The sequence below is a fragment of the Cytobacillus sp. FSL K6-0129 genome (genome assembly GCF_038007625.1).
In the GTDB taxonomy this organism is placed as follows: Bacteria; Bacillota; Bacilli; order Bacillales; family Cytobacillaceae; genus Cytobacillus; species Cytobacillus kochii.
Window position 1 is genome coordinate 443024 of sequence record NZ_JBBOXM010000001.1, and the last position, 26310, is coordinate 469333.

Here is a 26310-nt window from a genome sequence, read left to right on the forward strand (position 1 = left end):
GTCACAAAATGGACAAATAAAATGTAACTATTTTCTTTTGTGTTACATTTTGTTTTAGTGATAAAGAACTGTTTATTGTGGATGCTATTGGAAGTTTAGTATGTATTTTCTTTTAAATTGTAATTATATTACATATAAACCATGTTTTTCACGGTTTGTTTTTCTTCGTATGCACTCTATCATGAATGAGAAATGATAGATTAGGAGTGTACAAAGAGATGAAAAAACAACTCGTGTCAATAGCAGCGGCTACTACTCTTTTTGCGGCAACATATGCAGAAGTTGGAGCAGCGCAAACACATACAGTGCAATCAGGTGATACTTTATGGAAATTGTCTAATACATATAATCTTTCCATCAATCAATTAATGGAGTGGAATCAGCTAAAGAGTTCTACAATTGTTGTTGGTCAAAAGCTGAAGGTAAATGGGGCAGAACAAACAAGTACCTATACAGTCAAAAGTGGAGACTCACTTTGGAAAATTGCACATCAACATGGTATCTCTGTCATTGATTTAAAAAACATCAATGGGCTGAGTTCCGATAGAATATATCCAGGGCAGAAATTAAAGCTAAAGGTGAGTTCAGGGGGGGCACCTTCAACCCCTAATACAAACCAATCAACTTATACAGTACAATCAGGTGATAGTCTCTGGTTAATTGCCTCAAAGCATCAGTTATCAGTGGCGCAGTTAAAAAATATGAATAACTTAACAACGGATGTAATCCGTCCAGGTCAGGTATTAAAAGTGAGTTCATCTAACTCCTCGGCTGGTGGAAATCAAACTAGTAATAACCAACAGTCACAGGTAAATCAATTAATAAAAGAAGCGAAAAAACATATCGGTGTTCCTTATACTTGGGGAGGAAATTCACCGTCTTCAGGGTTTGACTGTAGTGGATTTCTAAAATATGTTTTTAATCAAATCGGTGTTTCCATACCACGAACAGTGGAGACGATTTGGCAAGCGACTACATCTGTTTCATCTCCACAACCAGGTGATATTGTTTTCTTTGAAACGTATAAAAAAGGACCATCACATGCCGGTATTTATTTAGGCAACAATCAATTTATTCATGCTGGAACAAGTACAGGTGTAACAATTGCTGATATGTCTTCAAGTTATTGGAAACCGAAATATTTGGGTGCTAAAACGGCATTATAAAAACTGGATTTAAAAGAGCATTTGGGAGACAGTTCCTAGGTGCTCTTTTTTAGGTTAAAACACTGAATTACTCTGTAAATATTCTAAATATTTAAAATTGACAAAAAAGACTATTTTAAATAAAATATTATATATAGATATATAGTATCGAATACCGATAAAATGAGAGGGTGAAAAGTATTGGTTAAATTAGAAGTGCCAACTGTTCAATTGACATCAGATCAGCAGTCATTTAGAAATGAAGTCCGTGCATTTTTAAGAGAAGAAATACAATCCGAGCATTTTACACCTACATGTGATTCATGGCTAAGTGGAGAATCATCTACTTTTTCGAAAAAGCTAGGTGATAAAGGTTGGATTGGAATGACATGGCCGCAGGTATATGGTGGAAGTGAAAAGAGCGCCATTGATAGATATATTTTAACAGAGGAGTTGCTTGTAGCAGGTGCACCCGTTGCTGCTCATTGGTTTGCTGATAGACAAACGGGGCCATTGCTTCTAAAATATGGGACGGAAAATCAAAAAAAGACTTTTTTACCGCAAATCACAAAAGGGGAATGTTTCTTTGCTATTGGTTTAAGTGAACCGAATGCTGGCTCTGATTTAGCTGCCATCAAAACTCGGGCAGTACGAACGGCTGGCGGCTGGCTACTCACTGGTTCAAAGATATGGTCAAGTGGTGCTCATATCGCTCACTATATGGTCGTACTATGTCGTACATCACCAGAAGATGAAGAAAATCGCCATGATGGTATGAGTCAGTTAATTGTTGATTTACATGTTAATGGTGTGACCATTCGCCCAATCACTTTTTTAACAGGTGAGCATCATTTTAATGAGGTATTTTTTGAAAACGTTTTCGTTCCAGATGAACAAGTGGTCGGTCAAATCGGGAATGGTTGGAAACAAGGAATGGCAGAACTTGCTTATGAAAGAAGTGGACCAGAGAGAATACTCAGTACATACCCATTATTTTCAGGTGTAATTGATGAACTAAAAAGGATAAATGATAGAGAAGGATTAACAGAAATGCTCTCGCTCCTTCCAGAGCTATGGAGCATTAGAAATTTATCTATTGGTGTGGCAAAGTATCTTGACGAGGGGAAGGATGTTTCATTTATTGCCTCACTTGTTAAAGATAGAGGAACAACTTTTGAAACAAAAGTGGCAGAGACGGTGAGGTTAGTATTGTCTAAGCACCCTGATTTATTAAATAGTAAGTCTATCGGTGAGCTGTATACACAATCTATTTTGCATGGCCCAGGTTTCACTCTAAGAGGGGGAACAACGGAAATCTTACGAGGAATTATTGCCAAAGGGGTTGTATCAGAATGAGTGAAATAAAAGAGTATATTTATGATTCGGCCAGTAAATTTTTGAAGAAACAATCTACACAGGACTTACTTGAAAAGGGACAAAAGGGTTTATTTGATGATGAGTTATGGGCATCCCTAAATGACATGGGTCTAACAGGAGTAAATATACCGGAAGCATATGGTGGAGTGGGTGGAGATTATGAAGATGGTTTTACAGTTATTAGATTAGTTGGTCAATACCCAATTCCTCTACCTTTACCTGAAACTTTAATTAGTAAATGGATTCTGTCACAGTACGAGATGAAGATCACTCATGATCAACCGTTATCATTCCATTTTAATGAACAAAACCCTTTGGAAGTTAGGAAACATAACGGTAACTATATCTTAAACGGAGAGGCTTTAAATGTACCTTGGGGAAGGGTAGCAAAAGAAATCGTTGCCCTCGCTAAATGTCAAAACGAGTGGATGATGGTCCTCGTACCAGTAAACGAGTCAAAGATACATGAACAGGTGAATCTAGCCGGTGAACCACGTGATTCCTTGATTTTTCATGACATTCATATTGGAGATTCAGCCATCAAAATAATAGAAGATTGTGAGAGTAAGAAAATAGTAGAGCAACTGTATGCATTGGCTAAAGCGGCGATGCTTGCTGGCATTAGTGAACGAGTAGTACAGGAGTGCCTGTCTTATGCAAGTGAGCGTAAACAGTTTGGCAAGAATTTATATCGTTTTCAAGCAGTGCAGCAACATATCTCACTTCTAGTAGGAGAAACCGCTGCTTGCTTAGCTGCTGTTAACAATGCAGTGGAAATGCTTCAGGGTAGCCATGATTCGTTGTCTATCATGTTGACGAAGATAAAGGTGAGTGCCGTTGCAGGCGATATTGCGATGACCGCCCATCAGCTCCATGGAGCTATTGGGATGACATATGAACATACGCTGCATCATTTAACAAAACGGTTATGGTCATGGCGTGATGAAGCTGGAAATGAGCGCTATTGGCAAGGGGAATTAAGCACTTATATAGCACACAGTCCAGTCACTATTTGGTCACTATTAGTGGATAATCACGAAGTTAAATCCATTTTATAAGGAGGTAAAGAAAATGTCTGATTTACATTTTGAGGTAAGAGACGGAATTGCACAAATTATATTAAACCGCCCAAATGCAATGAATGCGTTTAGTGAGGAAATGCTAGATTTATGGATTGACGCACTACAGACTGTGCGAGATTCTAATGATATACGTGTTGTGATTGTTAAAGGAAATGGAAAAGGTTTTTGTGCTGGTGGAGATATGAAAGAGATGGGCGCAGGCAGGGGATTTTATCGTTCTGATGAAGATCGTGTAACCACTGGTCTTGCAAGAAAAAATTCACTATGGAAAAAGGTACAACGGATCCCTTTATTATTGGAAGAGATTGATCAACCTGTTATTGCACAAATTAATGGAGCGGCATTTGGAGCAGGTCTTGATATGGCATTAATGTGTGATATCCGCATAGCCGCAGAAGGAGCGAAGCTATCTGAAAGTTATACAAAAGTCGGCTTAGTTCCTGGGGATGGTGCTGCTTATTTTCTTCCGAGAATAGTTGGAATAGACAAAGCTTTAGATATGCTTTGGACAGCGAAAGTATTGACGGCTAATGAGGCGAAAGAAATGGGATTGGTCACATTTGTAATTGCTGATGATGAGTTGGAAGGTTTTACAGAGAACTATGCCAAAAAATTAGCAAATGGACCACAAACGGCCATTCGATTCATTAAAAGAGCTGTCTATCAAAATCAAACAATGAGCCTAAGGTCATCATTAGATATGATTTCTTCGTTTATGGCAATCACAACCGAATTAGAAGATCATCGTGAAGGAGTAAAAGCGGTAACAGAGAAGAGAAAACCGAAATTTCAATGAATGGATGTGAAGGGGGAGGTAGTCGTGGATAGAGCCTTGGATGGAATTAGAGTATTGGATTTATCAAGAGTTTACGCTGCACCGGCTGGTTCAATGATATTAGCTGATTTAGGTGCCGATGTAATTAGAATAGAATCACCTATGGGTACTGATAGCATGCGAGATTGGGGGCCGTTTGTGAATGGTCACAGCAGCTATTATTTTACAGCCAATCGGAATAAACGTTCTATTACCCTTAATTTAAAATCTCATAAAGGATTGACTATTTTTAAGCAGTTAGTAGCAAAAGCTGATATCGTCCTTGAAAACTTTAAAACAGGGACATTGAAAAAGCTTGGTATTGCCTTTGATGAATTAAAAAAAATCAATAATAGGATTATACTTTGTTCTGTAACAGGCTTTGGACAAACAGGTCCAATGCGTACAGAACCAGGTTTTGATCCAGTTATTCAAGCGATGAGTGGATTAATGGATGTGACAGGTCACCCTGATGGTGAGCCAACAAAAGTGGGGATTCCAATTGCGGATATTCTTACCTCTAAATATGTCGCTATAGGTATCTTAGCCGCTTTAAGGATGCGAGATAATAACGGTGTGGGTCAGCATATCGACTTATCTTTACTAGATGTGCAAATCAGCTCAATGGCCAATATTGCGAGTGGCTACCTAAATACTGGTATGGAATCTAAAAGATTAGGCAATCAACATAATAATGTTGTTCCCTATCAAGTTTTTGATTGTAAAGACCAACCGCTAATGATTTGTGTAGGAAATAACCATTTGTTTAGACAATTATGCATACTATTAGATAAACCAGAATGGGTAAGTGATCATAGGTTTCAAACAAACGAAAAACGCTTAGAGTATAAAGATATCTTAGTCCCATGGATAGCTGAACAAATGTTAGCAAATACAGCAGACAATTGGTTAGAGAAGTTTTCCCAATACGGTATTCCTGCTGGAAAAGTTAATAGTATTACGCAAGCCTTTAATGATCCGCAAGTAATTGCAAGAGAAACGGTTGGAACAATGTTACATCCAGTGATGGGAGAGGTGAAATTAACGAAAAGTCCTTTACGTTTTTCTGGATTAAACATAAGGTATGATCTGGCACCACCAATCCTCGGAGAGCATACAAATTTGTTCTTACAAGAGGAATTAGGTTTGGATGAGGGAGAAATAGCAGCATTAAAAAAACAAGGGGTTATATGAGAAAGATCTATATTTTAAAAAATTTGTATGATTGAATAGCTCATTTACCAATTTTTCATTTGAATAAAATAACACCTTTTTTCCGATGTGTTGGTTCCAGAAAGATACTTCATTAGATATTCTATTTTACATGGATGAGAAACTCCTGTTTTTTCTCATCATTCCTTACCAAATTACCTGGCAAATGTGAAGCAGGATATGTGTCGGAAGTAGTAAAAGCCAAGTAAAATATGTGTTGATATCTATCACTACATGGTAAAATATAGATGAGGATGAATATGATGAGGAGGAAGAAATGAATGAGTTTCTTTTCTAAAGTTTTAGCTAGTGTGGGTATAGGTGGCTGTAAAGTGGATACAAAACTTGCAAAAGCATCTTTTGTGCAAGGCGAACAAATCGACGGTGTCATTGCAATCACCGGTGGGAAAATAGATCAACAGATTGAACATTTATATATAGAAATATGCTGTAAATATGATGTCGAAAATGATGATAATGGGGTAAGCGCACAAACAGCAGTTCTAAGTCGCCAATTGATTACACAAAATATAACCGTTTTAGAAGGTGAAGAAAAAGAAGTGCCTTTTTCTTTTCAATTACCTTATGATACACCGATGACTTACGGAAAAACAAAGGTTTGGTTACAGACTTCAGGGGATATTAAGAACGCTATGGACCCAAACGACACAGATTTTATAAAGGTTGAGCCTAATCAATTATCTTCTTCCATTTTACATAGCATGGAGGATATTGGATTTATGTTAAGAGAAGTAGTATGCGAAGAAGTACCTAGAAGATTAAGAGATAAATATCCGTTTGCTCAAGAGTGGGAATTTATTCCTGATAGCGGAGAGTTTCGAGGCCGGTTGGATGAAATAGAATTGATCTTCATGAAGCAAAGTGAAAGTAATGTGGAATTACTCATTGAAGTCGACCGCCGAGCAAGAGACTTTGGCTCCTTTCTTTCAGAACTTATGGAAACAGATGAGACGAAATTAAGGGTCTGTTTGTCTGTAAATGATATCCCTCAAATGGAAGCGAAACTTACAGAGCTTATTCGCAAATATGCTTAAAATGTAACAATATTTACTGGTTATATGCTGGAAGTAAGTAGAATAATAGCCTAATAGAAGCTTAACAAGACAATGATTTTAGCTATTATGTTTATTTATGAATGTGATTTTATGCGAACATATCAGAGGATAATCTTCATTGGATATGTTCGCATTTGTCGTTTCAAGCATATTAAGTCAATCTATAGATGTTCTAATAAATCAGAATTTTTGAATTAATCACTTGGTTTGGTATACTTGTATTATGTTTAATTAAGTAAAATAATTGCTTTACATACAGGAGAGGTTTGGAAAGGGGTAGAATAAATGAAAGCGGTTGTATTAAAAGACAAAATGAAAAAAGGAAATATGATTGCTCCATTATATTATGAAGAAGTAGAGACACCACAGCCCAAAAAAGGTGAAGTGCTCGTGAGATTACATTATGCTGCTGTTAATCGTCGTGATGTATTTATCCGATATGGTGCTTATCCTGGAATCGCGGTTCCTTCTGTTTTAGGTTCTGATGGGGCAGGTGTCATTGCAGCATTAGGTGAAGGGGTTTCAGGTATCGCTGTAGGTAGTGAAGTTGTCATCAATCCAGGGCTTGATTGGGGAGATAACATTGACTATCCTCAAGCTAAACATACAGTACTTGGTGTTCCCTCAAACGGGACTTATGCACAGTATGTGACAGTACCTGCTGAGAATGTGCTACAAAAACCTTCTCATTTAACATTAGAAGAAGCAGCTGCCATTCCATTAGGCGCACTTACAGCATACCGAGCCGTTGTCACAAAAGGAGAGGTCAAACCATCTGATACCGTTATTATTCCGGGTATTGGAGGAGGCGTTGCGACTTTTGCATTACAAATTGCTGTAGCAAAAGGAGCGACGGTCTTTGTTACTTCAAGCAGTGATGAGAAAATTGCTTATGCTAAGGAACTAGGGGCTACTGATGGAGTAAACTACCGCAATGAGGATTGGGTGAAGGAATTAAAAGCACTATCAGGTGGTGCCGATTTAAGTATTGATAGTATTGGTGGATCTACCTTTAATGATCTCATCTATTTGGCTAAACCTGGTAGTAAAATCGTCTCCTTTGGTGCGACATTAGGACCGGTAGAGCAAGTTGTGATGCCAAGAATCTTCTTTAAGCAATTACATATTCTAGGGACAACAATGGGTAGTGCTTCTGAATTTAAATCAGTGATTGATTTCTACGGGGCTCATAAGTTAAAGCCAGTAATTGATGGAGTATATGATCTACAAGATATTGAAAGTGTCCATGAGAAAATGGATAAAGGAAAGGTATTTGGGAAAATGGTTTTAAAAATACCGCATGACTAAGAAGGAAAAATGGTATTAAACATGATTTATCGTTGCCAGGCCAGCTATGAAATTATCATCCACTCATCAAAGATATCAAATCCCAACTGACATGCAAAAATGAAAAACATATAAAATAAATAGCAAAAGGTTGATCTTATCATTACTATAAGTTCAACCTTTTTATGCTGCTTATTGATAATTATTCAGGTTTCCATGAGCTAAATCTTTTTTCAATCAAGCCGATAATGCCGGTGAGAATGACACCAGAAACAGCGATTACAACGACACCTACAAACATTTCCGCAGTTTTTAAATTTTGGCCTGCATGTGTGAGATGATAACCAATACCAGCTGTAGATGCATACATTTCACCAACGACAATTGCGATTAATCCCTGTCCTAGCCCTAAGCGAATACCGTTTAGAAGAAAAGGAACTGTGGAGGGGAGAGCAATCGTTTTAAATATTTGGAATTCAGATGCGGTAAAACTACGAGCTGCTTTAATTAAGTTTTGATCTAGAGTGGACATGGCCTTTTGTGCACTCATGACAATAGGAAAAAATGCCATTAAAAATACGACGACGATTTTAGATGCCACACCAATCCCAAAAGCAATGATGATTATGGGTAATAATGCAACTTTTGGCGTAACGTATAGAGCGGATACAAATGGACTAATTATACTGTTGAAAATACGATTCCACCCTGCAAATATGCCAATCGGAATCCCTATCGCCATAGCCAGTATAAACCCAAGTGAAAATTCATAAGCACTAACACCTAGATGTTGCCAATACCTAGGATCTGCAAAAAGTGTCGTAGCCGCTTCAACAATTTTAATAGGTGAGCTTATAAATAGTGGGTTAATAAGCTTATAATAAGAAATCAATTCCCAAGAAATTAAAAATAGAATAACGGAAGTTACACTAATCCAGACGGTGCTTTTTTTTGTTTTTATTTTTAGCGATTTATTTTTCACTGGAATGGTGGATGTCATTTCGGTTTTACTCACTGAATGTCTCCTCCTTAGGCGAATCCTTGTTTTGCTGACTCATTTTCTATTAACTGCCAAATACGGTCAACATATTGTAGAAAATGTGGTTCTCTTTTTATCTTCAATTCTCTTGGTCTTACTAAATCAATCGAAATATCTTCTACTAAATGGCCAGGTCTTGCACCAAACACAAAAACGCGATCAGCTAAAAAAACAGCTTCGTCGATTTGATGGGTGATAAAAATACTTGTTTTTTTCGTTTCACTCCATATTCTCACAAGTTCCTGTTGCATAAATTCTCTTGTTTGTGCATCAAGAGCGGAGAATGGTTCATCTAAAAGTAGTAAGGAGGGTTCCACTGTTAAGGCTCTTGCAAGGTTTACTCGTTGTTGCATACCACCAGATAGTTCATGCGGATAATGACTTTCAAATCCTTTGAGGCCAACCATTTCGATATATGTTTTCGCTAGCTCTCTTGTAACAGGACTCAGTCTCTTTTGTAATTCTACCCCATATAAGACGTTGTCCATTACATTTCTCCATGGAAGGAGACTCGGAGATTGAAAGACCATAGAGCGATCTTTCCCAGGTCCGACTATTTTCTTATTATCTAAAAGAATGGACCCATTACTCGGTTCAATAAAACCGATCACAGTATTTAAGAAAGTTGTTTTTCCACAACCTGATGGACCGACAATACAAATAAATTCTCCTTCTTGAATGGCGAGGTTAATATTTTTTAAAGCAGTTACCTCTTGACCGGTTTTATGGTTCATATAAGTGACATCGAGGAATTGACTTTGCAGTTTAGGTATTGATTGTGTATCTTTCATCGTACCCTTCCTTTCCTATTATTTTGGGAAAGCCTCTTTTAAGTAACGATTTGTCCAAAGTTTTTCTTCAGCCGTATCATGAGTTTGGCTTACACCAGAAATTTCACTTAATTCAACTAAAGGGTCTTGTGCGTGATCCCATGCAGCTTGAGTCATTTCACCATACCCGACATAGGTTGGTTTTAATGAAGTGAGTGATTTTTCTAATATTTCTTGATCAACTCCTTCAAAATACCCTGTAATTAATCCAGCAGCTTCACCTGGATTGTCCCGAGTAAATTCAATCGCTTTTCCTAATGCCCTTACAACTTTTGTAGTAAGTTCAGGGTTGTCTTCGATATAGTCTCTTTTCGCAAAAACAATCTCCCAAGCTAGTTCAGCGTACATTTCTTCTTCACTTAGTTCGAGTGCAAGTGAACCACCATCTTCTGCTTCAACCAGTGCAGAGAATGGAGGTGACGCAATTCCACCATCAATAATACCTTCTTGCATTCCACCGACTTTTGATCCTGTTCCTTCCATTTTTACTGTTTCAAGGGTCGATTGATCTTGTCCATACTTTTCCATTAAATAACGTAAATAAACATCGCCGGAATCTCCCACTTGATTAGAGCCAATTTTTGCACCAGCTAATGCTTTTACTTTCTCCTCAACAGTGGATTCCTTTGTTATGCCTTTTTCTTTCATAAAGGCTTCAGACAGCGCTACTTCATATGTGAGAGCAGAATTTAATCCTTGGATGGCTACAAGGTCTTCTCCTGCCTCAATGGCAGATAACATGGCACGTGGTGCAGCTAGCGCAAATTGTGTATCTCCTGAAAGAATAGTCGCTGTTACTTGGGAACCACCACCACCTGAAGCAATATTTGCCTCGATCCCTTCGTCTTCAAAATATCCATTTTCAATTGCCACATAGAGAGGGGCGAAGGAAAGAATTCGTGCTGGCTCTGCAAAAGTAAGTGCGGTCTTCCCATCCTCTGTAGTAGAAGAAGCATTTCCACAAGCTGTCAGAAGGAGCAGTGTTGACAGTAATAAAGTGAATAAAGTGCTTTTCATGTTAATTCCTCCTTTGTTTTATATATAATACATAGTTTTAAATATACAAAAAATATTTGATTAATGTCAATATTATTTGAATATTTTATTTATTTTGATGAGTTCGATATATCTTTTGCCGATTCTAGAGTAGAAAGATAGTCGAAGGAGAATTTCGTCTTTTAATCTAATTAAAGAATCCTATGTATGAATTGATTATTCTCCAACATTTGGTGATTCAACCGTTTATTATCAGTTATAATGGTAAATAAGGGAGGTGGGTTGATGAAGCCTAAACCGATTTATGTGGAGATTGATATCAATCGTGCGCTAGATGACGTTTGGACATACACACAAGAACCTATTAAGCATGTGGAATGGGATATCAGGTTCTCAAGCATTCACTATGAAGAAATACTGGATGATGATGTACAAACTTTTACATATAAGCGAAATATCCCACCACTTTTAGAAATAATAGGATGGGGGAAAACAAAAGGTAGCGTAGATAGGGATGGAAAAAAGACTTCATCGCTTCATTTCGGTACCGATTATTCGTTTTCGCCAATAAGGGAAGGTAGAGGATACTGGAAATATGAACCTAAAGGAGAAAATAAGACATTATTTATTACCCAATATGACTATGATGTCCCATTAGGTAAGTTTGGTATGTTGCTAGATAACTATTTTTTCCGACCTTTATTAGGATGGTCAACGGCCCTTAGTTTCGATGTATTGCGAAGATGGTTAGAAAAAGGGGAAAGTCCTCAGACGCAATATCGAAATTTTATCATTCACTGGATAGTTACTTTTCTATTTGCTTTTATATGGATCTATCACGGTTTGGTTCCTAAATTGATTACACAACATCCCCTAGAGGTGCAAATGATTACTGATGTATTGCCAGTCTCATATGCGCATGCGAAAATATTGACGGTAATAGCTGGTGTAGGTGAGATTGCCTTTGGCTTGAGCTTTTTATTTATTCAGCGAAAAGGGAAGCTGTTTATAATAGCCCTCTTGCTTTTATTTGCTTTAGGCATAGCGGCAATTGTCGGAATTCCATCTTTAATGACTGCCCCCTTTAATCCTTTTACGTTTAACACTAGTTTAATTATACTTGCCCTGATTGGGTGGTTAAGTTCGGCTCATCTACCGTCTGCTAAAAATTGTAGGAGAGTGAAAAAGCGTAAATGACTATGTATGAGCAAGTATTAGGTGAACATTTTGAAAGATTACATAAGAGAATGCAGCAAAGATACCGTTTCAAAGAGGCAACTTTTATAGGAAAAGGGAAAATGGACATGATTGAAAATAAATGGTGGCTACGCCCTTTTTTATATTTAGCGACAAAAAGACGTTTAATGTTCCCTGAACATGGTAAAAATATTCCGTTTGAAGTGAAAAATACGTTGAATGTAGAAAAAAACGAAGTGTATTGGGAGCGGAAGTTTTTCATTGGTGGGAAAGTACGTTTTTTTGATGCAAACATGAGGTGGAATGAACAGACGAGAGAAGTGGATGATTTTTTAGGATATCCGTCCCCTTTATACTCATCACTATGTTTTCAAGTACAACCTTGTGGTGGTCTAAAGATTGTGTCGGGTCGGCAAAAGTTGCTTATTGGTAAACACGAGGTAGAGATTCCCTCTTTCTTTCAAGTGAAAGCAGAGGTGTATGAACAATTTGATGAGAAAATTGGCCGGTTTCGAATTAAAGTAAAAGTAATGAATCGGTTTTTAGGTACATTGTTTACATATGAAGGGACTTTTATTGATGAATAGACAGAAGAAAACATTACTTCTCCTATACATCATTTTATTTATTATCACACTTATCGTATCAATCGATAGTGGCTATTTTTTACTTTTGACCGTAGCACAAATGATTTATGTCCCGACAATGATCTTGCTTATTGTTGAGAAAGGGGATTGGATAGACAGATTCGGATGGCTATTCATTACAATTGGTGTCCTTTCGATTTTTATACTAACGGTTTTCACTTCAGTTGAGACCAATTGGATTTTCTCTACAATTTACCTGTTTTATACGGTTTTCATATGTTTTTATGGGGTATGCCGCTTTCTAAACCGAGGTTTCACTCTCTTTGAAGAATTTTTGATTGATGTTGGCTTGATTTATTTAGCAATTGGAGGATTATGGACATTTGCTCATTATAATGGAATTGATACTGGTTTTTCACCAATGATTACTTGGTTAACGAGTATCCATTTTCATTATGCTTCTTTTTATTACCGGTTTTTGCTGGTTTTTTAGGACGCGTACTAAAAGGGAAGCGAAGGGGTTTTTATTACTGTAGCACAGCCGTCCTTATTGCACCGCTTCTTCTTGCAATTGGCATTGCTGTTTCTTATTGGTTAGAAGTAGTATCCGTCGTTCTTTATATATATGGAATCTATGGACTGATTTATTATGCATTAAGTGCACGAATTCATAGATTGTTTTACAAATCCTTAGCTGTCATTTCATTTGCTTCCTTAGGTGTAACCATTTTATTTTCTGTTGCCTATATCATAAGTCGATTTGGTGGAAATGAAGGGATTACTATTCCTTTTATGCTTCAATTTCATGGTATAACGAATAGTGTCTTTTTTGCTTTATGTGGTTGCTTAGCTTGGTTTTTTATCCGACCCCAAAGTCGTTTCGTTAAGCATAGTATCCCATTGAGTCATGTGAGAGGTGGCATGATGGTTGGTGAAGAAGTTTTAACTAAAGTGAAAGACAATAGACAAGTAGAGGGACTTGTTGAAGAACTACAAAGTTATTCATCCCGTTCGATTCCAAAACCATACCGAGATTTTTATGAACATACAAGCGAGTTTCGCTTGTATGCAACTGTACATTGGGCTAAATGGTTTAAACCATTTGCTTTCTGTTATTACCAAGTGAGCCGCTTCGTTAAACAAATCCATTTACCCCTCCATAGCAATAAAATAGAAATGAACGGTGAGTTGGTATCGGTCTCATCTAAAGTCGATGGGCGAACAAATCCCCGAGCGTGGGTGAGAAAAATAAACAATGACGTTTGCTTTATTGCTTTATATGCAGCACATGAACATTTAGGGAAAAAATATATGAATATAAGTCTACCCCTTCCTTTCTCTGCTATGACCGGTATTCTTTCACTGAAGATGGATAAAGAGAACTTAGTATTAACTAGTTTTCAAGAAAATGAGCAGTCGCATGAAGGGATATATTTTCAATGGAGAAATGATTTCTTCCGTTTGCCATTAAATGAAAAATTTACGATGTTTGTTTCAAAAGATGGCAAGTTAATGGCGAATCATCATATGTGGATATTCGGAATCTCTTTTCTATTTATCTCCTATGAGATTGAAAATAGGCAGGAAAAAAATACTTAGAGTAGAATTATATTAGCATGATTAAATGATAGGTTGCTAAGGAGTGCCTTAAATGGGAGAGATGTTAATAAAAGGATTTCGGATGCTAGATGGGAAGAAATTTTATATACGACATGCTGAAAGCTCGGATGCCAATGAGTTGCTACTGTTTACTAAGGATGTCATAGAGCAATCTCCCTATTTATTGATTGAGCCCAATGAATATCAAGTTTCCTTCAAACAGCAACAGCAAAAGGTTCAGCAAGTACTTGAAGATCCAAGTAAGTTATTGTTAATTGCTGTTTTTGGAGAGGAGATTATTGGCAGGTTAGATTTTAGTGTAGCCAGTCGCAAGAAAATTGCGCATACAGGAACTTTCGGGATGAGTGTGAGTCAATTTTTTCGTGGAAAAGGGGTAGGAAAAGCGTTACTTTCAAGTTTACTTTTATGGGGGAGACAACACCCAAAAGTAGAAAAAATAGAGTTAGAAGTGCTGGCTGAAAATAAAGCAGCTATCCACTTGTATGAGAGTGCTGGTTTTGCAGTTGAAGGTGTTAAAAGGCAGGCAGTGAAAAATCGTTTTAATGAGTATGATGATCTCATCTTAATGAGCTATTTTTTCGATAATAGCAGCATGTAAAGAAGAAAAAAGGTGATGAAAGGAATCATCACCTTTTTTCTTACTTTTGTTTGTTAAAAGCTTCCTTCACATCGCCGAACTTTTCTTTAACTGTTCCTTTCACTTGATCCATCTTACCTTCAGATTTTTTTGATGTATTATTTGTACTATCACCATATTCTTCTTTCATTTTTCCTTTTACTTTATCTTTAAAACCATCCATTTGCTCTTTATTCATTTGTACCACTCCTTTTGAAGTTTGTTACATTTATTCCCTTTATCAAAAAACTGAAACCTTTTTCTTCGATTATTCGTTTATGAAACTGATAAACTATTGAAAAGAGACAACTTTGTGTGGGGGAAAAGAAAAGGTGAAGATGGTGAAAGTTTTTAGGGCGTTTGTATTTGTGCTCATATTAATTATTATTCTATTATTATTTATCCAATATTTATTTGGTTCATTATTTAAGTATAAAGATGTACCTTTACCAGTTGAGGTTCATCCCGAAGTAAGAGCTAAGACAGAACAGCTAATCACATCATTAGAAGACAAAGGAATCACTATATTGATTACAGATGATTATCGCAGTTTACATGAACAAGATGAGCTGTATGCAAAAGGGCGAACTGAAGAAGGACAGATTGTCACACATGCCAAAGGTGGAGAATCTTATCATAATTATGGGTTAGCTGTTGATTTTGCACTAGTCACAAAAGGTGGAGAGGTTGTATGGGATATGACATATGATGGGAATGGAAATGGCCAAGCTGACTGGGATGAAGTAGTTGCAGAAGCGAAAAAGTTAGGATTTGAATGGGGTGGGGATTGGCAGCATTTTAAAGATTACCCGCATCTGCAATATGACTTTGGTTTATCGATTAATGAATTACAAAGGGGGAAAAGACCACCAGAAGAAGAATAATTATCGTTAAGGGAGGGATTGAGTGTGTTGGATATTGCTGCTGTAACTAAAGAGGAAGGTTTTGATCTGCATTTGCATACGACTGCCTCAGATGGTGAACTAACACCTCTTGAGTTAATGCAATATGCTGTTGAAAAAAGATTAAAGACTATCAGTATTACAGATCACGATACGATTAATGGTGTGGAAGAGGCATATAGCATCTCCCACAATCTCCCTATTCAACTTATTAGAGGGATTGAGCTATCATCAACATATAAAGACAGAAGAATTGATATATTAGGTTACGGTATTCACCCAACTAATGATCTTAAAAAAAAGCTTGCATTAATTTTTGAAAATCGGTTAGATCGTGCCAACAAGATGTTAAAACTGTTAAACTCTTATGGCGTGCATATTAATATGAGAGATATTAGAAAACAGATGGTAGGAGAGCTTATTTGTCGTCCCCATATTGCCATGGCTATAGTTGAAAAGGGCTATGCATCGTGTAAGATTGATGCTTTTCGGCGATACATCAGTGATGATAGCCCAACACATGTTCCACTCGATACGATGTCTGCGGAAGAGGCGATTGCCACTATTCATGAGGCTGGTGGACATGCTGTGCTAGCTCATCCCCGGCTCATAAAAGATGACCAATTAGTGTTAGAATTACTGCATTTAGGTCTCGATGGTATTGAAGTTTGGCATCGCAGGCATACGAGTAAAGATGTGAAAAAATACAAAAGAATGGCAAAAAAATATGAGATTCTGCAAACAGGCGGATCAGATTTTCATACATACGCCCACTATTTGGGTGAATTTGGTTATAAACGATAATGGAATTATGGAGGTTTGTCATGCCTATTTGTCAACATTGCCATCACAAGTGGAGTTGGATGCAAACATTTAAAAGGCTATTTACTATTAGAAGGGCAATAAAGTGTATGTATTGCGGTGAAAATCAATATCAAAGTGTAAGGTCAAGAAAAGTTACTTTCTTTTTACCGCTCGTTTCCTCATTTATGATCGCTTTTATTTATCTTTTTAACCCTTCCTAAACCATTGTATATCTATTCAGTGGCTTCGTATTTATCCTTATTTGTCTTGTCATGCCTTTTTTTATCCGATTCATTAAGGATGATGATGTAATGTAGTGAACTAATGAAGAACTAAAATTTTGCTTGCTATGATGATATGGTAAATACCATTGCATCATAGCTTTTTTTCATTATATATACTCCACTGCCTTCGCCCCTTTTAGGTATATGTTTCAATTTTATCTTTCAAAGACTTGCCTATAGCAAAGTCGAGATACAAGCATAAATTAATATTAGATAAAAAAAGTGCTATGGTCTAGTAATGGAAAGGAAAGGGAGTGAAGGGATGAAGATCATGACAATTTTGGGGACAAGGCCAGAAATTATTCGCTTAAGTTTAATCATAAAAAAACTCGATCAATTAATTGATGAACATCTTATTGTACACACTGGTCAGAATTTTACAAACGAATTAAGCGATATCTTTTTTAAAGAACTAGGCTTAAGACAACCTGATTATATATTAGCATCAAAACAGCAATCACTAGGGAAACAATTAGCCAAAATGTATAGCGAGCTAGAAGGTATATTACAAGATGAGGCACCAGATAAAATTCTCGTATTAGGAGACACCAATAGTGGACTCAGTGCTATTTTAGCTGAGCGCATGGGAATTCCAGTATACCATATGGAGGCAGGGAATCGTTGTTATGATTTAGAAGTGCCTGAAGAGAAAAACCGCCGTGTAATTGATGCGATTTCAACAGTTAACCTTCCTTATACACCAGGAAGTAAAGAAAACCTATTAAGAGAAGGGATTGCCCCACAAAGAATTTATACTTCAGGCAATCCGATTAATGAAGTCATCCAACACTATTCGGTCCAAATTAATCAAAGTAATATCTTAACCTCATTATCACTACAAAAAGGAAATTATTTGTTACTTACTGCACATAGAGCTGAAAATGTCGACCATCAAGAAAGGCTGCTTGAGATATTAAATGGCGTTAATCAAGTAGCTGACCATTTTAATAAACGTGTCATTTGCAGTATTCATCCCCGCACAAAATCCAAAATCGATCACCTTACCGATTTCGTTTTACATCCATTAGTCGAATTCCATCAGCCATTTGGTTTTTTTGATTTTGTACAGCTTGAGAAAAATGCTTTCTGTGTATTAACGGATAGTGGAACAGTCCAAGAGGAGTGCTGTTTATTCTATATTCCAACTGTAACGATCCGCCATACAACAGAAAGACCTGAAACATTAGCCTGTGGAAGTAATATGATTTCTGGTATTGATGCAGAAAGAATACTTTCCTGTGCAAAAATAATGACGAGTCAGCCGACAAGTTGGAAATTGCCTGAAGGCTACGAAGCAGAGGATGTTTCAGATAAAGTAATCAAACTACTATTAGGGGGACTGACAGTTGTTTAAAGATAAAATCATCTTAGTAACCGGCGGAACAGGGTCATGGGGCTATGAACTCGTCGAGCAATTACTTTTCTTACAACCGAAAGAGATAAGAATACTATCTAGAAATGAGTCTAATCAATTTTCAATGAAAGAAGCATTTGATCATCATCCTTCATTACATTTTTTAATTGGAGATATAAAAGAAAAAGATGCAATGATTGAAGCAACACAAGGAGTACATTATGTTTTCCATCTTGCGGCACTTAAGCATGTTCCTGTATGTGAAGACCAACCGATTGAGGCATTAAAATCCAATGTAATTGGAACACAAAATGTCATAGATGCAGCGATTATTAATAAAGTAGAAAGAGTTGTATATATATCCACAGATAAAGCTTCTAACCCGTCGAACTTCTACGGTTTATCTAAAGCGATGGGGGAGAAATTGATTATCCATGCCAATACATTAAACTCGGCTACAAAGTTTGTTTGTATAAGAGGCGGAAACGTACTTGGTACAAATGGAAGTGTCATTCATGTGTTTAAGAGACAAATACAAGAAAAGGGAAAGGTAGGTATCACCGATCCAAGAATGACAAGATTTTTCTTAACAGTAGAGGAAGCAATTAAATTGGTATTTAAAGCAACTTTTGAAAGTATCGGTGGTGAAACATTTGTAATGAAAATGCCTGCATGCAAAATTACTGATCTCGCTGACTTATTAATTGAGGCATCAGGAAAACCGAATATTGGAACAGAAATTCTTGGAGTAAGACCAGGAGAAAAAATCCATGAACTTTTACTATCAGATTATGAAAGTACAATGACCGTCACTTATGATGATGAATACTATGTTATCCTACCCTCTATTCATATCGATGGTTTGAAGGCTTATTATAAAGATTATCAACCGATTAATCTAGAAGAATATAATTCTGGTCAATCGTTAATGGATAAAGAGGAGCTGAGGAAGATGTTGAAGAAGGGCGGGTTTATTTAAAATGAAATTATTAATTTTGGGAGGGAAGGGCATGGCAGGTCACATGCTTGCCTCCTATTTTCATGCGTATTCAACCTTTGACGTCTACACAACTTCAAGAGGACATTCAGAAAGTGATCATCAACTATATTTAGATGTGACCCGTACAACAGATGTCGAAGCGGTTATAGATAAAGTACAACCAGATATCGTTATAAATTGTGTTGGTATCTTAAACGAGCATGCGAGCGCTAATACAAAGCTTGCCTTTCAAGTGAATAGTCTGCTGCCACAAGCGTTGGCAGGTATTATGGAAAAAAGGGGCGGTCGTCTCATCCATATTAGTACTGACTGTGTGTTTTTAGGCGATAAGGGTGGATATACTGAAGAAGACATAACAGATGGTACATCTATTTATGCGCAATCGAAACAATTAGGTGAAGTATCTTCACCTCCCCATTTAACTGTAAGAACATCAATTATAGGTCCGGAGTTAAAGCAGGACGGTATTGGCCTATTCTTATGGTTTATGGAACAAACAGGTACCATAAAAGGTTTCAGTAATGTGTATTGGAATGGCGTAACAACTTTAGAATTAGCGAAAGCGATTCATCAAATGATCCAGGAGGATATACAAGGACTGTATCATTTAGGTATGCCTCAAGCTGTTTCAAAATATGAGCTCTTATCTTTAATAAAAGAAGTATTTCACAAAGATGATATATCGATTATCTCTGATGATGTAGAAAAGTTAGATCGTACAGTGCAAACGGTAAGGAAAGATTTTTCCTATCTATTCCCAACATATAAAGAAATGCTTATTGAGCTTAAAGCAGAGATGGAAAGAATGAAGGAAAGAGAATAATTGTCATCAACTATAAGGAAAAACTGCACCTCTGATGGTTAGACGCATGACCTAACAATTGGAGGTGCAGTTCTTTCTTAAATTATTCGCATTTAGATTTTTAGCGAATCAAACCGGATTGATCGTTTTTTTAATTCAATTATTCATCTGTTTTTTCTGTATCGCCTGATGATAGAGGGGGAGTACTAGTTTAATGGCGTTAGCTAACGACCAGTGACTAGTAGCAAACTCAAATGCTTTCGTACCTATACTTCTTCTGACCATATCCTCATGTAGTAAGAAAGCCATTTTTTCGGCTAGTTTCTTTGAGTCTCCTATCGGTGTAAGAAATCCTGTTACGCCATCTTCAATCATTTCAGGTATGCCTCCTACATCACTAGCGATAATAGCTAATCCTGATAGTTGTGCTTCGATAATTGATAAAGGCTGGTTTTCTGAGAGTGTTGGTAAAATGAATAGATCAGCTTGTTGTAATAGAGAGGGGACATCATTTCTTTCTCCTAAAAAGAGAATTTGATTTCTTAAATGATAATCATTCGTTAGTTTTTGTAGATGCTGTTTTTCTTCGCCATCACCAATGATCCAACAAACCCAGTCATTATTTTGTTCTTTCAAATATGACAACGCGGTGATCAAATACTGTACACCTTTTGCTTTAATGAGTCTACCTGTATATATGAATAGTTTCTGTCTTTTTTTTCTTTTTCTAATATGGTTTGCAGGTTTTGCAGCTCGTAATAAGAAATCATCAATATCAAACCCATAGTGAAGGACAGTTAGTTGATGACTCTCGATGTGAATATCATTACATAAAATATTTTTCATCCATTCATTAGCTACAATAGTGGTATAACCTGCCATTCCACCGATGTATTCTAAATTCTTAAAATACGATAAATTCTCCAGTTTTGATGAAGGGTCTTGGAAAAACTGTTCTTTTATTTCTTTTGTCAGGGATCCATGTATAGTTGTAATGAGAGCAGGGTGTTTGAGTTTTAAGTGATCAATTGCCCGGGCTGCAATAACGTCTTGTGCATGTATGATATGATATGCTTCCAAATCCATTTGAGCAGCTGCCTTCTCATATTCCTTGCTTTGATAAGCGGTATATTTAACAATTAATTCATCAGGCGGAAGTTCTGTATGAGGAAACGTTGTAATCGGAATACTAATATCTTTATTAATAATAATGACATGACGGTTTTGTGTATTAAACCCCATTAGATCTACCTCATGACCTTGTGCCTCAAGCCCTTTTCTTAACTGAATCATATAATTCCACACTCCCCCTAAGTGAGGAATCGCCCAATACGTAGCTAATAGAATCTTCATAAAAAAGCTCCTTTACATTAAGTTAGCTTTTGTTTTTCATAAATTGATAGGTTTGTAGTAAGCCCTCGTCGATAGAATGGTGTGGTACCCAATTGAGTTTCTGTTTGATTTTTTCTCGGGAAAGGCAGCTATCTTTTATATCTCCTTGGCGACTTGTAACATATTGTTTCTTTATCGGCTTGGAATGAATATGCGAGAGTTTTTCAATGATTTGATTAACTGAAGTCTTTAAACCTGTGCTCACATGAAAGGTATCATTTGAGACTTGTTTACTAGCAGACACATTTGCCAGAACGATATCGTCAACAAATATAAAATCTCGCGTTTGTTCACCATTACCATGGATATTAAGTGATTCTCCGGATAAAATCTTTTGAAGGAAAACAGCAATAACACCACCTTCTCCTTTTGGTGTTTGTCTAGGACCATACACATTGCCATAGCGTAATATCGTATAGGGTAATTGATATAAATGATGGTAGAGGCGGATATAATTTTCTGCTGCATATTTTGACATACCGTAGTAGGAGATTGGTTGAGTGGAATCTGTTTCGTGAATAATATCCTCTGATGATTCTCCGTAAACAGCTGAGGTAGAGGAGAATATAAATTGTTTTACTTTTGCTTGTACACTAGCTTCTAGTAGATTGATTGTACCAACGATATTAATATCTGCATCTGCAGTTGGATATTTGATAGATTTTGTTACATCTGCTTGAGCAGCAAGATGGAAAACAAGATCAGGTTTTATGTTAGAAAAATGTTGCTTTATTTTGTCACTTCTTATATCACAATCAAGAACGATTGACTCAGGGTGGATATTTTTATTTGTGCTAGATGAGAAGTTATCAATCACATATACTTTAGCTCCTTCTTTTACAAAATAGTCTACTAAATGTGAACCAATAAATCCTGCTCCTCCACTAATAACAATATTCATGCTTCTTCCTCCCTATGTTTGCTTTGTCTTCAAGGCTTTTTCGTAAACGGCAATAACACAATCAATGGCTGGGGCTAAACGCCAGTAATCATGTGCGAAATGTTTGGCACGCATACCGAGATTATTCAAGAATGCTGGCTCTTGTAAGAGATAAGCAATCGTTTCATAAAGGGGGTAGGCGTTTTTTGGAGGTACTAGCATGCCTGTCATTCCATGTTGAATCATCTCGGGGACACCACCGACTTGACTAGCGATAATGGCTTTCCCAGAAATTTGTGCTTCAATAACTGATAAAGGCTGGTTCTCAATTAACGTTGGTAAAATAAGCATATCTGACTGTTGCAGTAAGGCAGGGACATCGTCTCGTTGCCCTAGAAAGACAATATCTTTCTCTAATCGTGCTTCTTTAACAAGTTTTTTCAATTCGTTCTCTTCAGGACCGTTCCCTACCAGCCAACATACCCAATCACGTCTTTTTTTCTTAAGCATTGAAAGTGCTTCAATAAGAAACCTCACTCCCTTGAATGGTGTGAACCTCCCTGTGAAAATAATCACTTTTTTATTCCGTGGTTTTTTTATATTGGTTGTTTCCTTAGCGCTAGCAGTAAAAGCTTCAATATCATAGCCATAGTGTAAAATGTTTAATTGCTGACTCGATACACCGAATTGGGAGATCAACTTTTCATACATCCATTGGTTTGCCACAATCGTACAATCGCTTGCTTCGGCTCCTTGTTTTTCAAGTTGACAGAAATATTGAACACCTTCGATGGAGCGATTTTCTATTTGCCCATGATAATGGGCATCAATAATTTCTTGAGCTACACATCCATGCATTGTAGTAACTGATGCAGTGTGAGGGTGTTTTAATCGATTGACTGCGATAGAAGAGAAAATATCTTGGGCATGTATGACATTATATTCGCTAAGGTCAATTTGTTTGAAACAATTTATATATATGTCTAATAAGGAAGAATAAGAGCCAATAATTGGATCATTACTCTCAGCCATAGGTGGTTGTCCAGCGGGTGTAGGGATAAAAATATTACGATTAATGACCGCAAGTGCTTTATGACCTTGAGTAAAGCCAATGATATCTACTGTATGACCAAGTAGTTCATATCTATTCTTTAGTTGGTTCATATATTTCCATACGCCACCAACATGCGGAATTTGCCAAAAGGTTGCAAATAAAATCCTCATATGTTCCTCTCCTTTTTGATTGTCCACATACTATGTATATGCAGTGCGCTATAATCGGTTATAGACGGGTATACCTGCTAAATATCATAAATAGAATAGCTCTGTTCAAATTAAAACGCGGACAAAACATGTTAAAAACATATATTGTCCGTGTTTTGCGTCATTCAAGAATTAATCAGAATAGGCAGCTGCATAAAATGTTTCTGGTCCTGTTCGTGTTGGAAATAACACTACCCCGCCTCCTACATTGATTGTTGCACGATAAATTGGAAAAGTCGTTGAATCAATTGGGTTGTAATCAGCACCATTGAAAGATAATACAGTAGTTGAAGCTACTCCGAGACCTGCAACTGCTAATGATTGTGTGGCTGAATAAATGAGGCTTGGGGTACCGTTCACCACACGATATACGTTGACGACAATCGGTGTTAACACTGTAGCTAATGAAGTGAAGGCGGCACTGATAGAAAATGTTACACGTGGATTAGCACCAGCACCTGCTAAATTCAAGCCTAATGTACCGAATAATGCTGGTGTAGCTGTTACAGGTATACTAATCTGACCATTAGCTGTTGAGTTTTGTGAACTTTGTGAATCTAAAAATGTTCCCATAATGTTCACCTCCTTTGCTTGTCAGTTAGTAATACATTATGTGAATGAAGTGTAAGGTGCTTGGACAAGTTTCACCATTTTTTTAACGAATTGAGCCCGAAACAAATAGACAAACTCTTCATATGCTATTTAGTAAGTTGTTCGAATTGGAGAGTGAGAGGGGCAATATGGGTAAAGGGAAAACAATCCTTATTACTGGTGCTGGTGGGTTTACGGGTCGGCATGCATGTGATTTCTTTCATAAACAAGGTTATCAAGTATATGCATTAATGAGGAATCAACCAATATTATCATTACCATATAATGTAATTATTTGCGATTTATTATCGCTTGAACAAATTGAAGAAGCAGTAAATGTCAGTAAGCCTGATTATATTTTACATTTAGCTGGGAGATGTAGTGTTACTGATTCATGGGAACATCCAGTAGATGTATTAAGTGTTAATACGATGGCAACAGCCAAATTAATAGATGAAGCTAGAAAGCATGTGAAACACTGTCGCATTCTTATACCGGGTTCTGCCTTAGAGTTTGAACCCAATCAAATAGAGACGCTGAAAAACCCTTATAGTCTTAGTAAAACAATACAAGTCATACTGGCAAAGTCCTGGATTCAGCTCTTTGAAAGCCAAGTCATCTTAGCCAAACCTACGAATTTAATTGGGCCAGGAAATTCGACGGGGATTTGTGCCATTTTAGGTCAACGAATCGCAGAAATAGAAGCAATGCATTCTCATGATAAGGAAGAAGCTATTGAGATTGCTGTCAATGCTACAAGAGATTTTCTCGATGTAAGAGATGCTATAAAGGCTTACGAATTGTTGTTAAGAAAAGGAAAAGTTGGTGAAGTGTACGAGATTTGTTCTGAAACATCTTACACACTTCTTGAAGTGATGGCTATTTACAAATCTCTTACAAATGAAAATATTCATTTTGAAGAAGTGGAAGAGTTACGACCATCTTATGTCGCATCAATGAGTGCACAAAGATTAAGAGAATTAGGTTGGGTGAGAGACTACACGTTAAAAGAATCTTTAAATGATGTGTTAACTCACTTTAGGAATAAGATAAAGAAGGATGTGTAAATATGGAGCCACTAGTTTCGGTCGTTATTCCTTTTTATAATTGCCAATATGTCGATCAAGCAATTGAAAGTGTATTACAACAAACGTATCAAAATATTGAATTAATTGTTGTCGATGATGGTTCAACTGAATACGTACATTTAGTGCAAGCGTATAAAGATAAACTAACCTATCTTTATCAAAGAAATAAAGGGACAGCAGCTGCATTAAATACGGGAATAAAAGCTGCTAAAGGTAAATATATTGCCTGGTTAAGTGCCGATGATTTATTTGAACATGAAAAGATTGAAAAACAAGTAGATTTTATGGAAAATCGTCTAGTGGATATGAGTTTTACAAACTATGATATCATCAATGAAAATAATGAAGTTTTGATGAAAAACTTAACGATTAATTTTCTATCTACCGGTCATATTTATGAAACATTTTTATACTACAATCCTGTTAACGGGTGCACAGTTATGATAAAGAAAGATGTATTTAATGAAGTGGGCTATTTTAATCCTCAATATAAATATACCCAAGACTATGATATGTGGTTAAGAGTGGTCCTTGCCAAAACTTCAATAGCATTTATTAATGAAAGTCTAACAAAATATCGTTCTCATAGTAATTCAACATCAGCTAAAAATCAGCCGGCAATGAAACTGGAAATACGTAAACTCGAAGCCATTTATCGTAAAAAATTAAGGAAACACTTAAAAAAGTTGATATAAAAATGATACTAGTTTTTATAAATAGTGACATAGATGAATACATGCCAAATGAACACTCCGAATATGGAGTGTTTTCTTTTTACATAAAATACTTTTGTGCGTTCTAATTGTTAAACTGATAGAGATGGTTAAAAAAATGATTGCAGAGTAAGTAAAACCCTAAAGGGCGAAAACATCAATGGAGTTAAGATTCCGAGTTATACCAATAGAGTAAAAACAGAATTGAGCAGTGTAATGTACTGCTCAATTCATTTCCTAATGTATGATTATTACAATCTACTTTTTTCAATTCCTTAAAGAGGCATCTGAATAAATAAAATATTTAAATGAGTAGTTGCAACGTATTCCTTATAAGATGACATTACGTTCAATTAAAA

At 36.6% G+C, this 26310-nt stretch carries 26 protein-coding genes and 1 pseudogene; 19 read left to right on the plus strand and 8 right to left on the minus strand.

Going from position 1 to position 26310, the window contains the following annotated elements; genetic code table 11:
• Window positions 1–218 precede the first annotated feature (218 nt).
• The 7 genes from MHI57_RS02205 to MHI57_RS02235 all read left to right on the plus strand — a co-directional run bounded on the left by MHI57_RS02205 (window position 219) and on the right by MHI57_RS02235 (window position 8014).
• On the plus strand, window positions 219–1166 hold the full coding sequence (locus MHI57_RS02205) for a C40 family peptidase (protein ID WP_095373417.1): 948 nt from the start codon (window positions 219–221) through the stop codon (window positions 1164–1166).
• Between the two features lie 180 nt (window positions 1167–1346).
• Window positions 1347–2501 (plus strand): acyl-CoA dehydrogenase family protein, encoded by a 1155-nt coding sequence (locus tag MHI57_RS02210; RefSeq protein ID WP_307314190.1) that lies wholly within the window; start codon window positions 1347–1349, stop codon window positions 2499–2501.
• The gene (locus MHI57_RS02215) at window positions 2498–3580 is read left to right on the plus strand and encodes an acyl-CoA dehydrogenase family protein (RefSeq protein WP_340974705.1); all 1083 of its coding nucleotides are present in this window, start codon (window positions 2498–2500) and stop codon (window positions 3578–3580) included. The genes MHI57_RS02210 and MHI57_RS02215 overlap by 4 nt, the downstream gene beginning before the upstream one ends.
• A 13-nt stretch (window positions 3581–3593) precedes the next feature.
• A complete protein-coding gene (locus MHI57_RS02220) occupies window positions 3594–4400 on the plus strand; it encodes an enoyl-CoA hydratase/isomerase family protein (protein WP_095373414.1) in 807 nt (268 codons plus the stop codon).
• A gap of 24 nt (window positions 4401–4424) precedes the next feature.
• The gene (locus MHI57_RS02225) at window positions 4425–5612 is read left to right on the plus strand and encodes a CaiB/BaiF CoA transferase family protein (protein ID WP_340974706.1); all 1188 of its coding nucleotides are present in this window, start codon (window positions 4425–4427) and stop codon (window positions 5610–5612) included.
• A 299-nt stretch (window positions 5613–5911) separates the two neighbouring features.
• Window positions 5912–6685 carry a sporulation protein gene (locus MHI57_RS02230; RefSeq protein ID WP_340974708.1) on the plus strand — a complete coding sequence of 258 codons (774 nt, stop codon included), beginning with the start codon at window positions 5912–5914 and terminating at the stop codon, window positions 6683–6685.
• A gap of 306 nt (window positions 6686–6991) precedes the next feature.
• Window positions 6992–8014, plus strand: a complete 1023-nt coding sequence (locus tag MHI57_RS02235; protein WP_328199249.1) for a zinc-binding dehydrogenase — start codon at window positions 6992–6994, stop codon at window positions 8012–8014.
• 181 nt (window positions 8015–8195) lie between these two features.
• Here MHI57_RS02235 and MHI57_RS02240 read toward each other — a convergent pair whose 3' ends face one another.
• The 3 genes from MHI57_RS02240 to MHI57_RS02250 are packed head-to-tail and all read right to left on the minus strand — an operon-like array spanning window position 8196 to window position 10879.
• Window positions 8196–9008: an ABC transporter permease gene (locus MHI57_RS02240; protein ID WP_095373410.1), complete on the minus strand. Its 813-nt coding sequence runs from the start codon at window positions 9006–9008 to the stop codon at window positions 8196–8198.
• A gap of 14 nt (window positions 9009–9022) precedes the next feature.
• Window positions 9023–9823, minus strand: coding sequence for an ABC transporter ATP-binding protein (locus tag MHI57_RS02245; RefSeq protein WP_307314180.1), 801 nt, complete (start codon window positions 9821–9823; stop codon window positions 9023–9025).
• A gap of 18 nt (window positions 9824–9841) precedes the next feature.
• On the minus strand, window positions 9842–10879 hold the full coding sequence (locus MHI57_RS02250) for an ABC transporter substrate-binding protein (protein ID WP_095373408.1): 1038 nt from the start codon (window positions 10877–10879) through the stop codon (window positions 9842–9844).
• Window positions 10880–11143: 264 nt separating this feature from the next.
• Between MHI57_RS02250 and MHI57_RS02255 the strand changes: the two genes are divergently transcribed.
• The 4 genes and pseudogenes from MHI57_RS02255 (at window position 11144) to MHI57_RS02275 (ending at window position 14860) form a co-directional block, all read left to right on the plus strand.
• On the plus strand, window positions 11144–12055 hold the full coding sequence (locus tag MHI57_RS02255) for a DoxX-like family protein (RefSeq protein WP_307314176.1): 912 nt from the start codon (window positions 11144–11146) through the stop codon (window positions 12053–12055).
• The gene (locus tag MHI57_RS02260) at window positions 12052–12642 is read left to right on the plus strand and encodes a DUF4166 domain-containing protein (protein ID WP_340974713.1); all 591 of its coding nucleotides are present in this window, start codon (window positions 12052–12054) and stop codon (window positions 12640–12642) included. Before MHI57_RS02255 ends, MHI57_RS02260 begins: the two co-directional genes overlap by 4 nt.
• Window positions 12643–12760: 118 nt before the next feature.
• Window positions 12761–14241 (plus strand): annotated as a pseudogene (locus tag MHI57_RS02270) (YndJ family protein).
• A gap of 52 nt (window positions 14242–14293) precedes the next feature.
• Window positions 14294–14860 (plus strand): GNAT family N-acetyltransferase, encoded by a 567-nt coding sequence (locus tag MHI57_RS02275; RefSeq protein ID WP_322909280.1) that lies wholly within the window; start codon window positions 14294–14296, stop codon window positions 14858–14860.
• 40 nt (window positions 14861–14900) lie between these two features.
• On the opposite strand, the gene MHI57_RS02280 is transcribed toward MHI57_RS02275, so the two are convergent.
• Entirely contained in the window at window positions 14901–15077 is a 177-nt protein-coding gene (locus tag MHI57_RS02280; protein WP_095373403.1) for a CsbD family protein, read from the minus strand.
• A 139-nt stretch (window positions 15078–15216) separates the two neighbouring features.
• Between MHI57_RS02280 and MHI57_RS02285 the strand changes: the two genes are divergently transcribed.
• The 6 genes from MHI57_RS02285 to MHI57_RS02305 all read left to right on the plus strand — a co-directional run bounded on the left by MHI57_RS02285 (window position 15217) and on the right by MHI57_RS02305 (window position 20045).
• The gene (locus MHI57_RS02285; RefSeq protein WP_095373696.1) at window positions 15217–15762 is read left to right on the plus strand and encodes a M15 family metallopeptidase; all 546 of its coding nucleotides are present in this window, start codon (window positions 15217–15219) and stop codon (window positions 15760–15762) included.
• A 24-nt stretch (window positions 15763–15786) separates the two neighbouring features.
• A complete protein-coding gene (locus MHI57_RS02290) occupies window positions 15787–16584 on the plus strand; it encodes a PHP domain-containing protein (protein ID WP_340974724.1) in 798 nt (265 codons plus the stop codon).
• A gap of 20 nt (window positions 16585–16604) precedes the next feature.
• Window positions 16605–16805 (plus strand): TIGR04104 family putative zinc finger protein, encoded by a 201-nt coding sequence (locus MHI57_RS25015; RefSeq protein WP_157733993.1) that lies wholly within the window; start codon window positions 16605–16607, stop codon window positions 16803–16805.
• A 325-nt stretch (window positions 16806–17130) separates the two neighbouring features.
• Window positions 17131–18222 (plus strand): non-hydrolyzing UDP-N-acetylglucosamine 2-epimerase, encoded by a 1092-nt coding sequence (gene wecB / locus MHI57_RS02295; protein ID WP_307314169.1) that lies wholly within the window; start codon window positions 17131–17133, stop codon window positions 18220–18222.
• Window positions 18215–19201, plus strand: coding sequence for a polysaccharide biosynthesis protein (locus MHI57_RS02300; RefSeq protein WP_095373400.1), 987 nt, complete (start codon window positions 18215–18217; stop codon window positions 19199–19201). Before wecB ends, MHI57_RS02300 begins: the two co-directional genes overlap by 8 nt.
• Window position 19202: 1 nt before the next feature.
• Window positions 19203–20045, plus strand: coding sequence for a dTDP-4-dehydrorhamnose reductase family protein (locus tag MHI57_RS02305; protein ID WP_095373399.1), 843 nt, complete (start codon window positions 19203–19205; stop codon window positions 20043–20045).
• Window positions 20046–20180: 135 nt separating this feature from the next.
• On the opposite strand, the gene MHI57_RS02310 is transcribed toward MHI57_RS02305, so the two are convergent.
• The 4 genes from MHI57_RS02310 to MHI57_RS02325 all read right to left on the minus strand — a co-directional run bounded on the left by MHI57_RS02310 (window position 20181) and on the right by MHI57_RS02325 (window position 24132).
• Entirely contained in the window at window positions 20181–21377 is a 1197-nt protein-coding gene (locus MHI57_RS02310) for a glycosyltransferase family 4 protein (protein ID WP_322909284.1), read from the minus strand.
• A 22-nt stretch (window positions 21378–21399) separates the two neighbouring features.
• On the minus strand, window positions 21400–22317 hold the full coding sequence (locus MHI57_RS02315; protein WP_340974730.1) for an NAD-dependent epimerase/dehydratase family protein: 918 nt from the start codon (window positions 22315–22317) through the stop codon (window positions 21400–21402).
• Between the two features lie 12 nt (window positions 22318–22329).
• The gene (locus MHI57_RS02320; protein WP_095373396.1) at window positions 22330–23520 is read right to left on the minus strand and encodes a glycosyltransferase family 4 protein; all 1191 of its coding nucleotides are present in this window, start codon (window positions 23518–23520) and stop codon (window positions 22330–22332) included.
• Between the two features lie 171 nt (window positions 23521–23691).
• Window positions 23692–24132, minus strand: coding sequence for a hypothetical protein (locus MHI57_RS02325; RefSeq protein ID WP_095373395.1), 441 nt, complete (start codon window positions 24130–24132; stop codon window positions 23692–23694).
• A 167-nt stretch (window positions 24133–24299) separates the two neighbouring features.
• On the opposite strand from MHI57_RS02325, the gene MHI57_RS02330 reads away from it, so the two are divergent.
• Both MHI57_RS02330 and MHI57_RS02335 read left to right on the plus strand, forming a co-directional pair.
• Window positions 24300–25217 carry an NAD-dependent epimerase/dehydratase family protein gene (locus tag MHI57_RS02330; protein WP_307314159.1) on the plus strand — a complete coding sequence of 306 codons (918 nt, stop codon included), beginning with the start codon at window positions 24300–24302 and terminating at the stop codon, window positions 25215–25217.
• A 2-nt stretch (window positions 25218–25219) separates the two neighbouring features.
• The gene (locus MHI57_RS02335; protein ID WP_340974734.1) at window positions 25220–25933 is read left to right on the plus strand and encodes a glycosyltransferase; all 714 of its coding nucleotides are present in this window, start codon (window positions 25220–25222) and stop codon (window positions 25931–25933) included.
• The last annotated feature ends 377 nt before the right edge of the window (window positions 25934–26310 follow it).

Excerpts from the sequence above, each read along its gene's own strand:
- MHI57_RS02205 (WP_095373417.1), top strand. The coding sequence starts at position 219 with ATGAAAAAACAACTCGTGTCAATAGCAGCGGCTACTACTCTTTTTGCG.
- MHI57_RS02215 (WP_340974705.1), top strand. The coding sequence starts at position 2,498 with ATGAGTGAAATAAAAGAGTATATTTATGATTCGGCCAGTAAATTTTTG.
- MHI57_RS02220 (WP_095373414.1), top strand. The coding sequence starts at position 3,594 with ATGTCTGATTTACATTTTGAGGTAAGAGACGGAATTGCACAAATTATA.
- MHI57_RS02230 (WP_340974708.1), top strand. The coding sequence starts at position 5,912 with ATGAGTTTCTTTTCTAAAGTTTTAGCTAGTGTGGGTATAGGTGGCTGT.
- MHI57_RS02235 (WP_328199249.1), top strand. The coding sequence starts at position 6,992 with ATGAAAGCGGTTGTATTAAAAGACAAAATGAAAAAAGGAAATATGATT.
- MHI57_RS02245 (WP_307314180.1), bottom strand. The coding sequence starts at position 9,823 with ATGAAAGATACACAATCAATACCTAAACTGCAAAGTCAATTCCTCGAT.
- MHI57_RS02250 (WP_095373408.1), bottom strand. The coding sequence starts at position 10,879 with ATGAAAAGCACTTTATTCACTTTATTACTGTCAACACTGCTCCTTCTG.
- MHI57_RS02255 (WP_307314176.1), top strand. The coding sequence starts at position 11,144 with ATGAAGCCTAAACCGATTTATGTGGAGATTGATATCAATCGTGCGCTA.
- MHI57_RS02260 (WP_340974713.1), top strand. The coding sequence starts at position 12,052 with ATGACTATGTATGAGCAAGTATTAGGTGAACATTTTGAAAGATTACAT.
- MHI57_RS02275 (WP_322909280.1), top strand. The coding sequence starts at position 14,294 with ATGGGAGAGATGTTAATAAAAGGATTTCGGATGCTAGATGGGAAGAAA.
- MHI57_RS02280 (WP_095373403.1), bottom strand. The coding sequence starts at position 15,077 with ATGAATAAAGAGCAAATGGATGGTTTTAAAGATAAAGTAAAAGGAAAA.
- MHI57_RS02285 (WP_095373696.1), top strand. The coding sequence starts at position 15,217 with ATGGTGAAAGTTTTTAGGGCGTTTGTATTTGTGCTCATATTAATTATT.
- MHI57_RS25015 (WP_157733993.1), top strand. The coding sequence starts at position 16,605 with ATGCCTATTTGTCAACATTGCCATCACAAGTGGAGTTGGATGCAAACA.
- wecB (WP_307314169.1), top strand. The coding sequence starts at position 17,131 with ATGAAGATCATGACAATTTTGGGGACAAGGCCAGAAATTATTCGCTTA.
- MHI57_RS02305 (WP_095373399.1), top strand. The coding sequence starts at position 19,203 with ATGAAATTATTAATTTTGGGAGGGAAGGGCATGGCAGGTCACATGCTT.
- MHI57_RS02310 (WP_322909284.1), bottom strand. The coding sequence starts at position 21,377 with ATGAAGATTCTATTAGCTACGTATTGGGCGATTCCTCACTTAGGGGGA.
- MHI57_RS02315 (WP_340974730.1), bottom strand. The coding sequence starts at position 22,317 with ATGAATATTGTTATTAGTGGAGGAGCAGGATTTATTGGTTCACATTTA.
- MHI57_RS02320 (WP_095373396.1), bottom strand. The coding sequence starts at position 23,520 with ATGAGGATTTTATTTGCAACCTTTTGGCAAATTCCGCATGTTGGTGGC.
- MHI57_RS02325 (WP_095373395.1), bottom strand. The coding sequence starts at position 24,132 with ATGGGAACATTTTTAGATTCACAAAGTTCACAAAACTCAACAGCTAAT.
- MHI57_RS02330 (WP_307314159.1), top strand. The coding sequence starts at position 24,300 with ATGGGTAAAGGGAAAACAATCCTTATTACTGGTGCTGGTGGGTTTACG.
- MHI57_RS02335 (WP_340974734.1), top strand. The coding sequence starts at position 25,220 with ATGGAGCCACTAGTTTCGGTCGTTATTCCTTTTTATAATTGCCAATAT.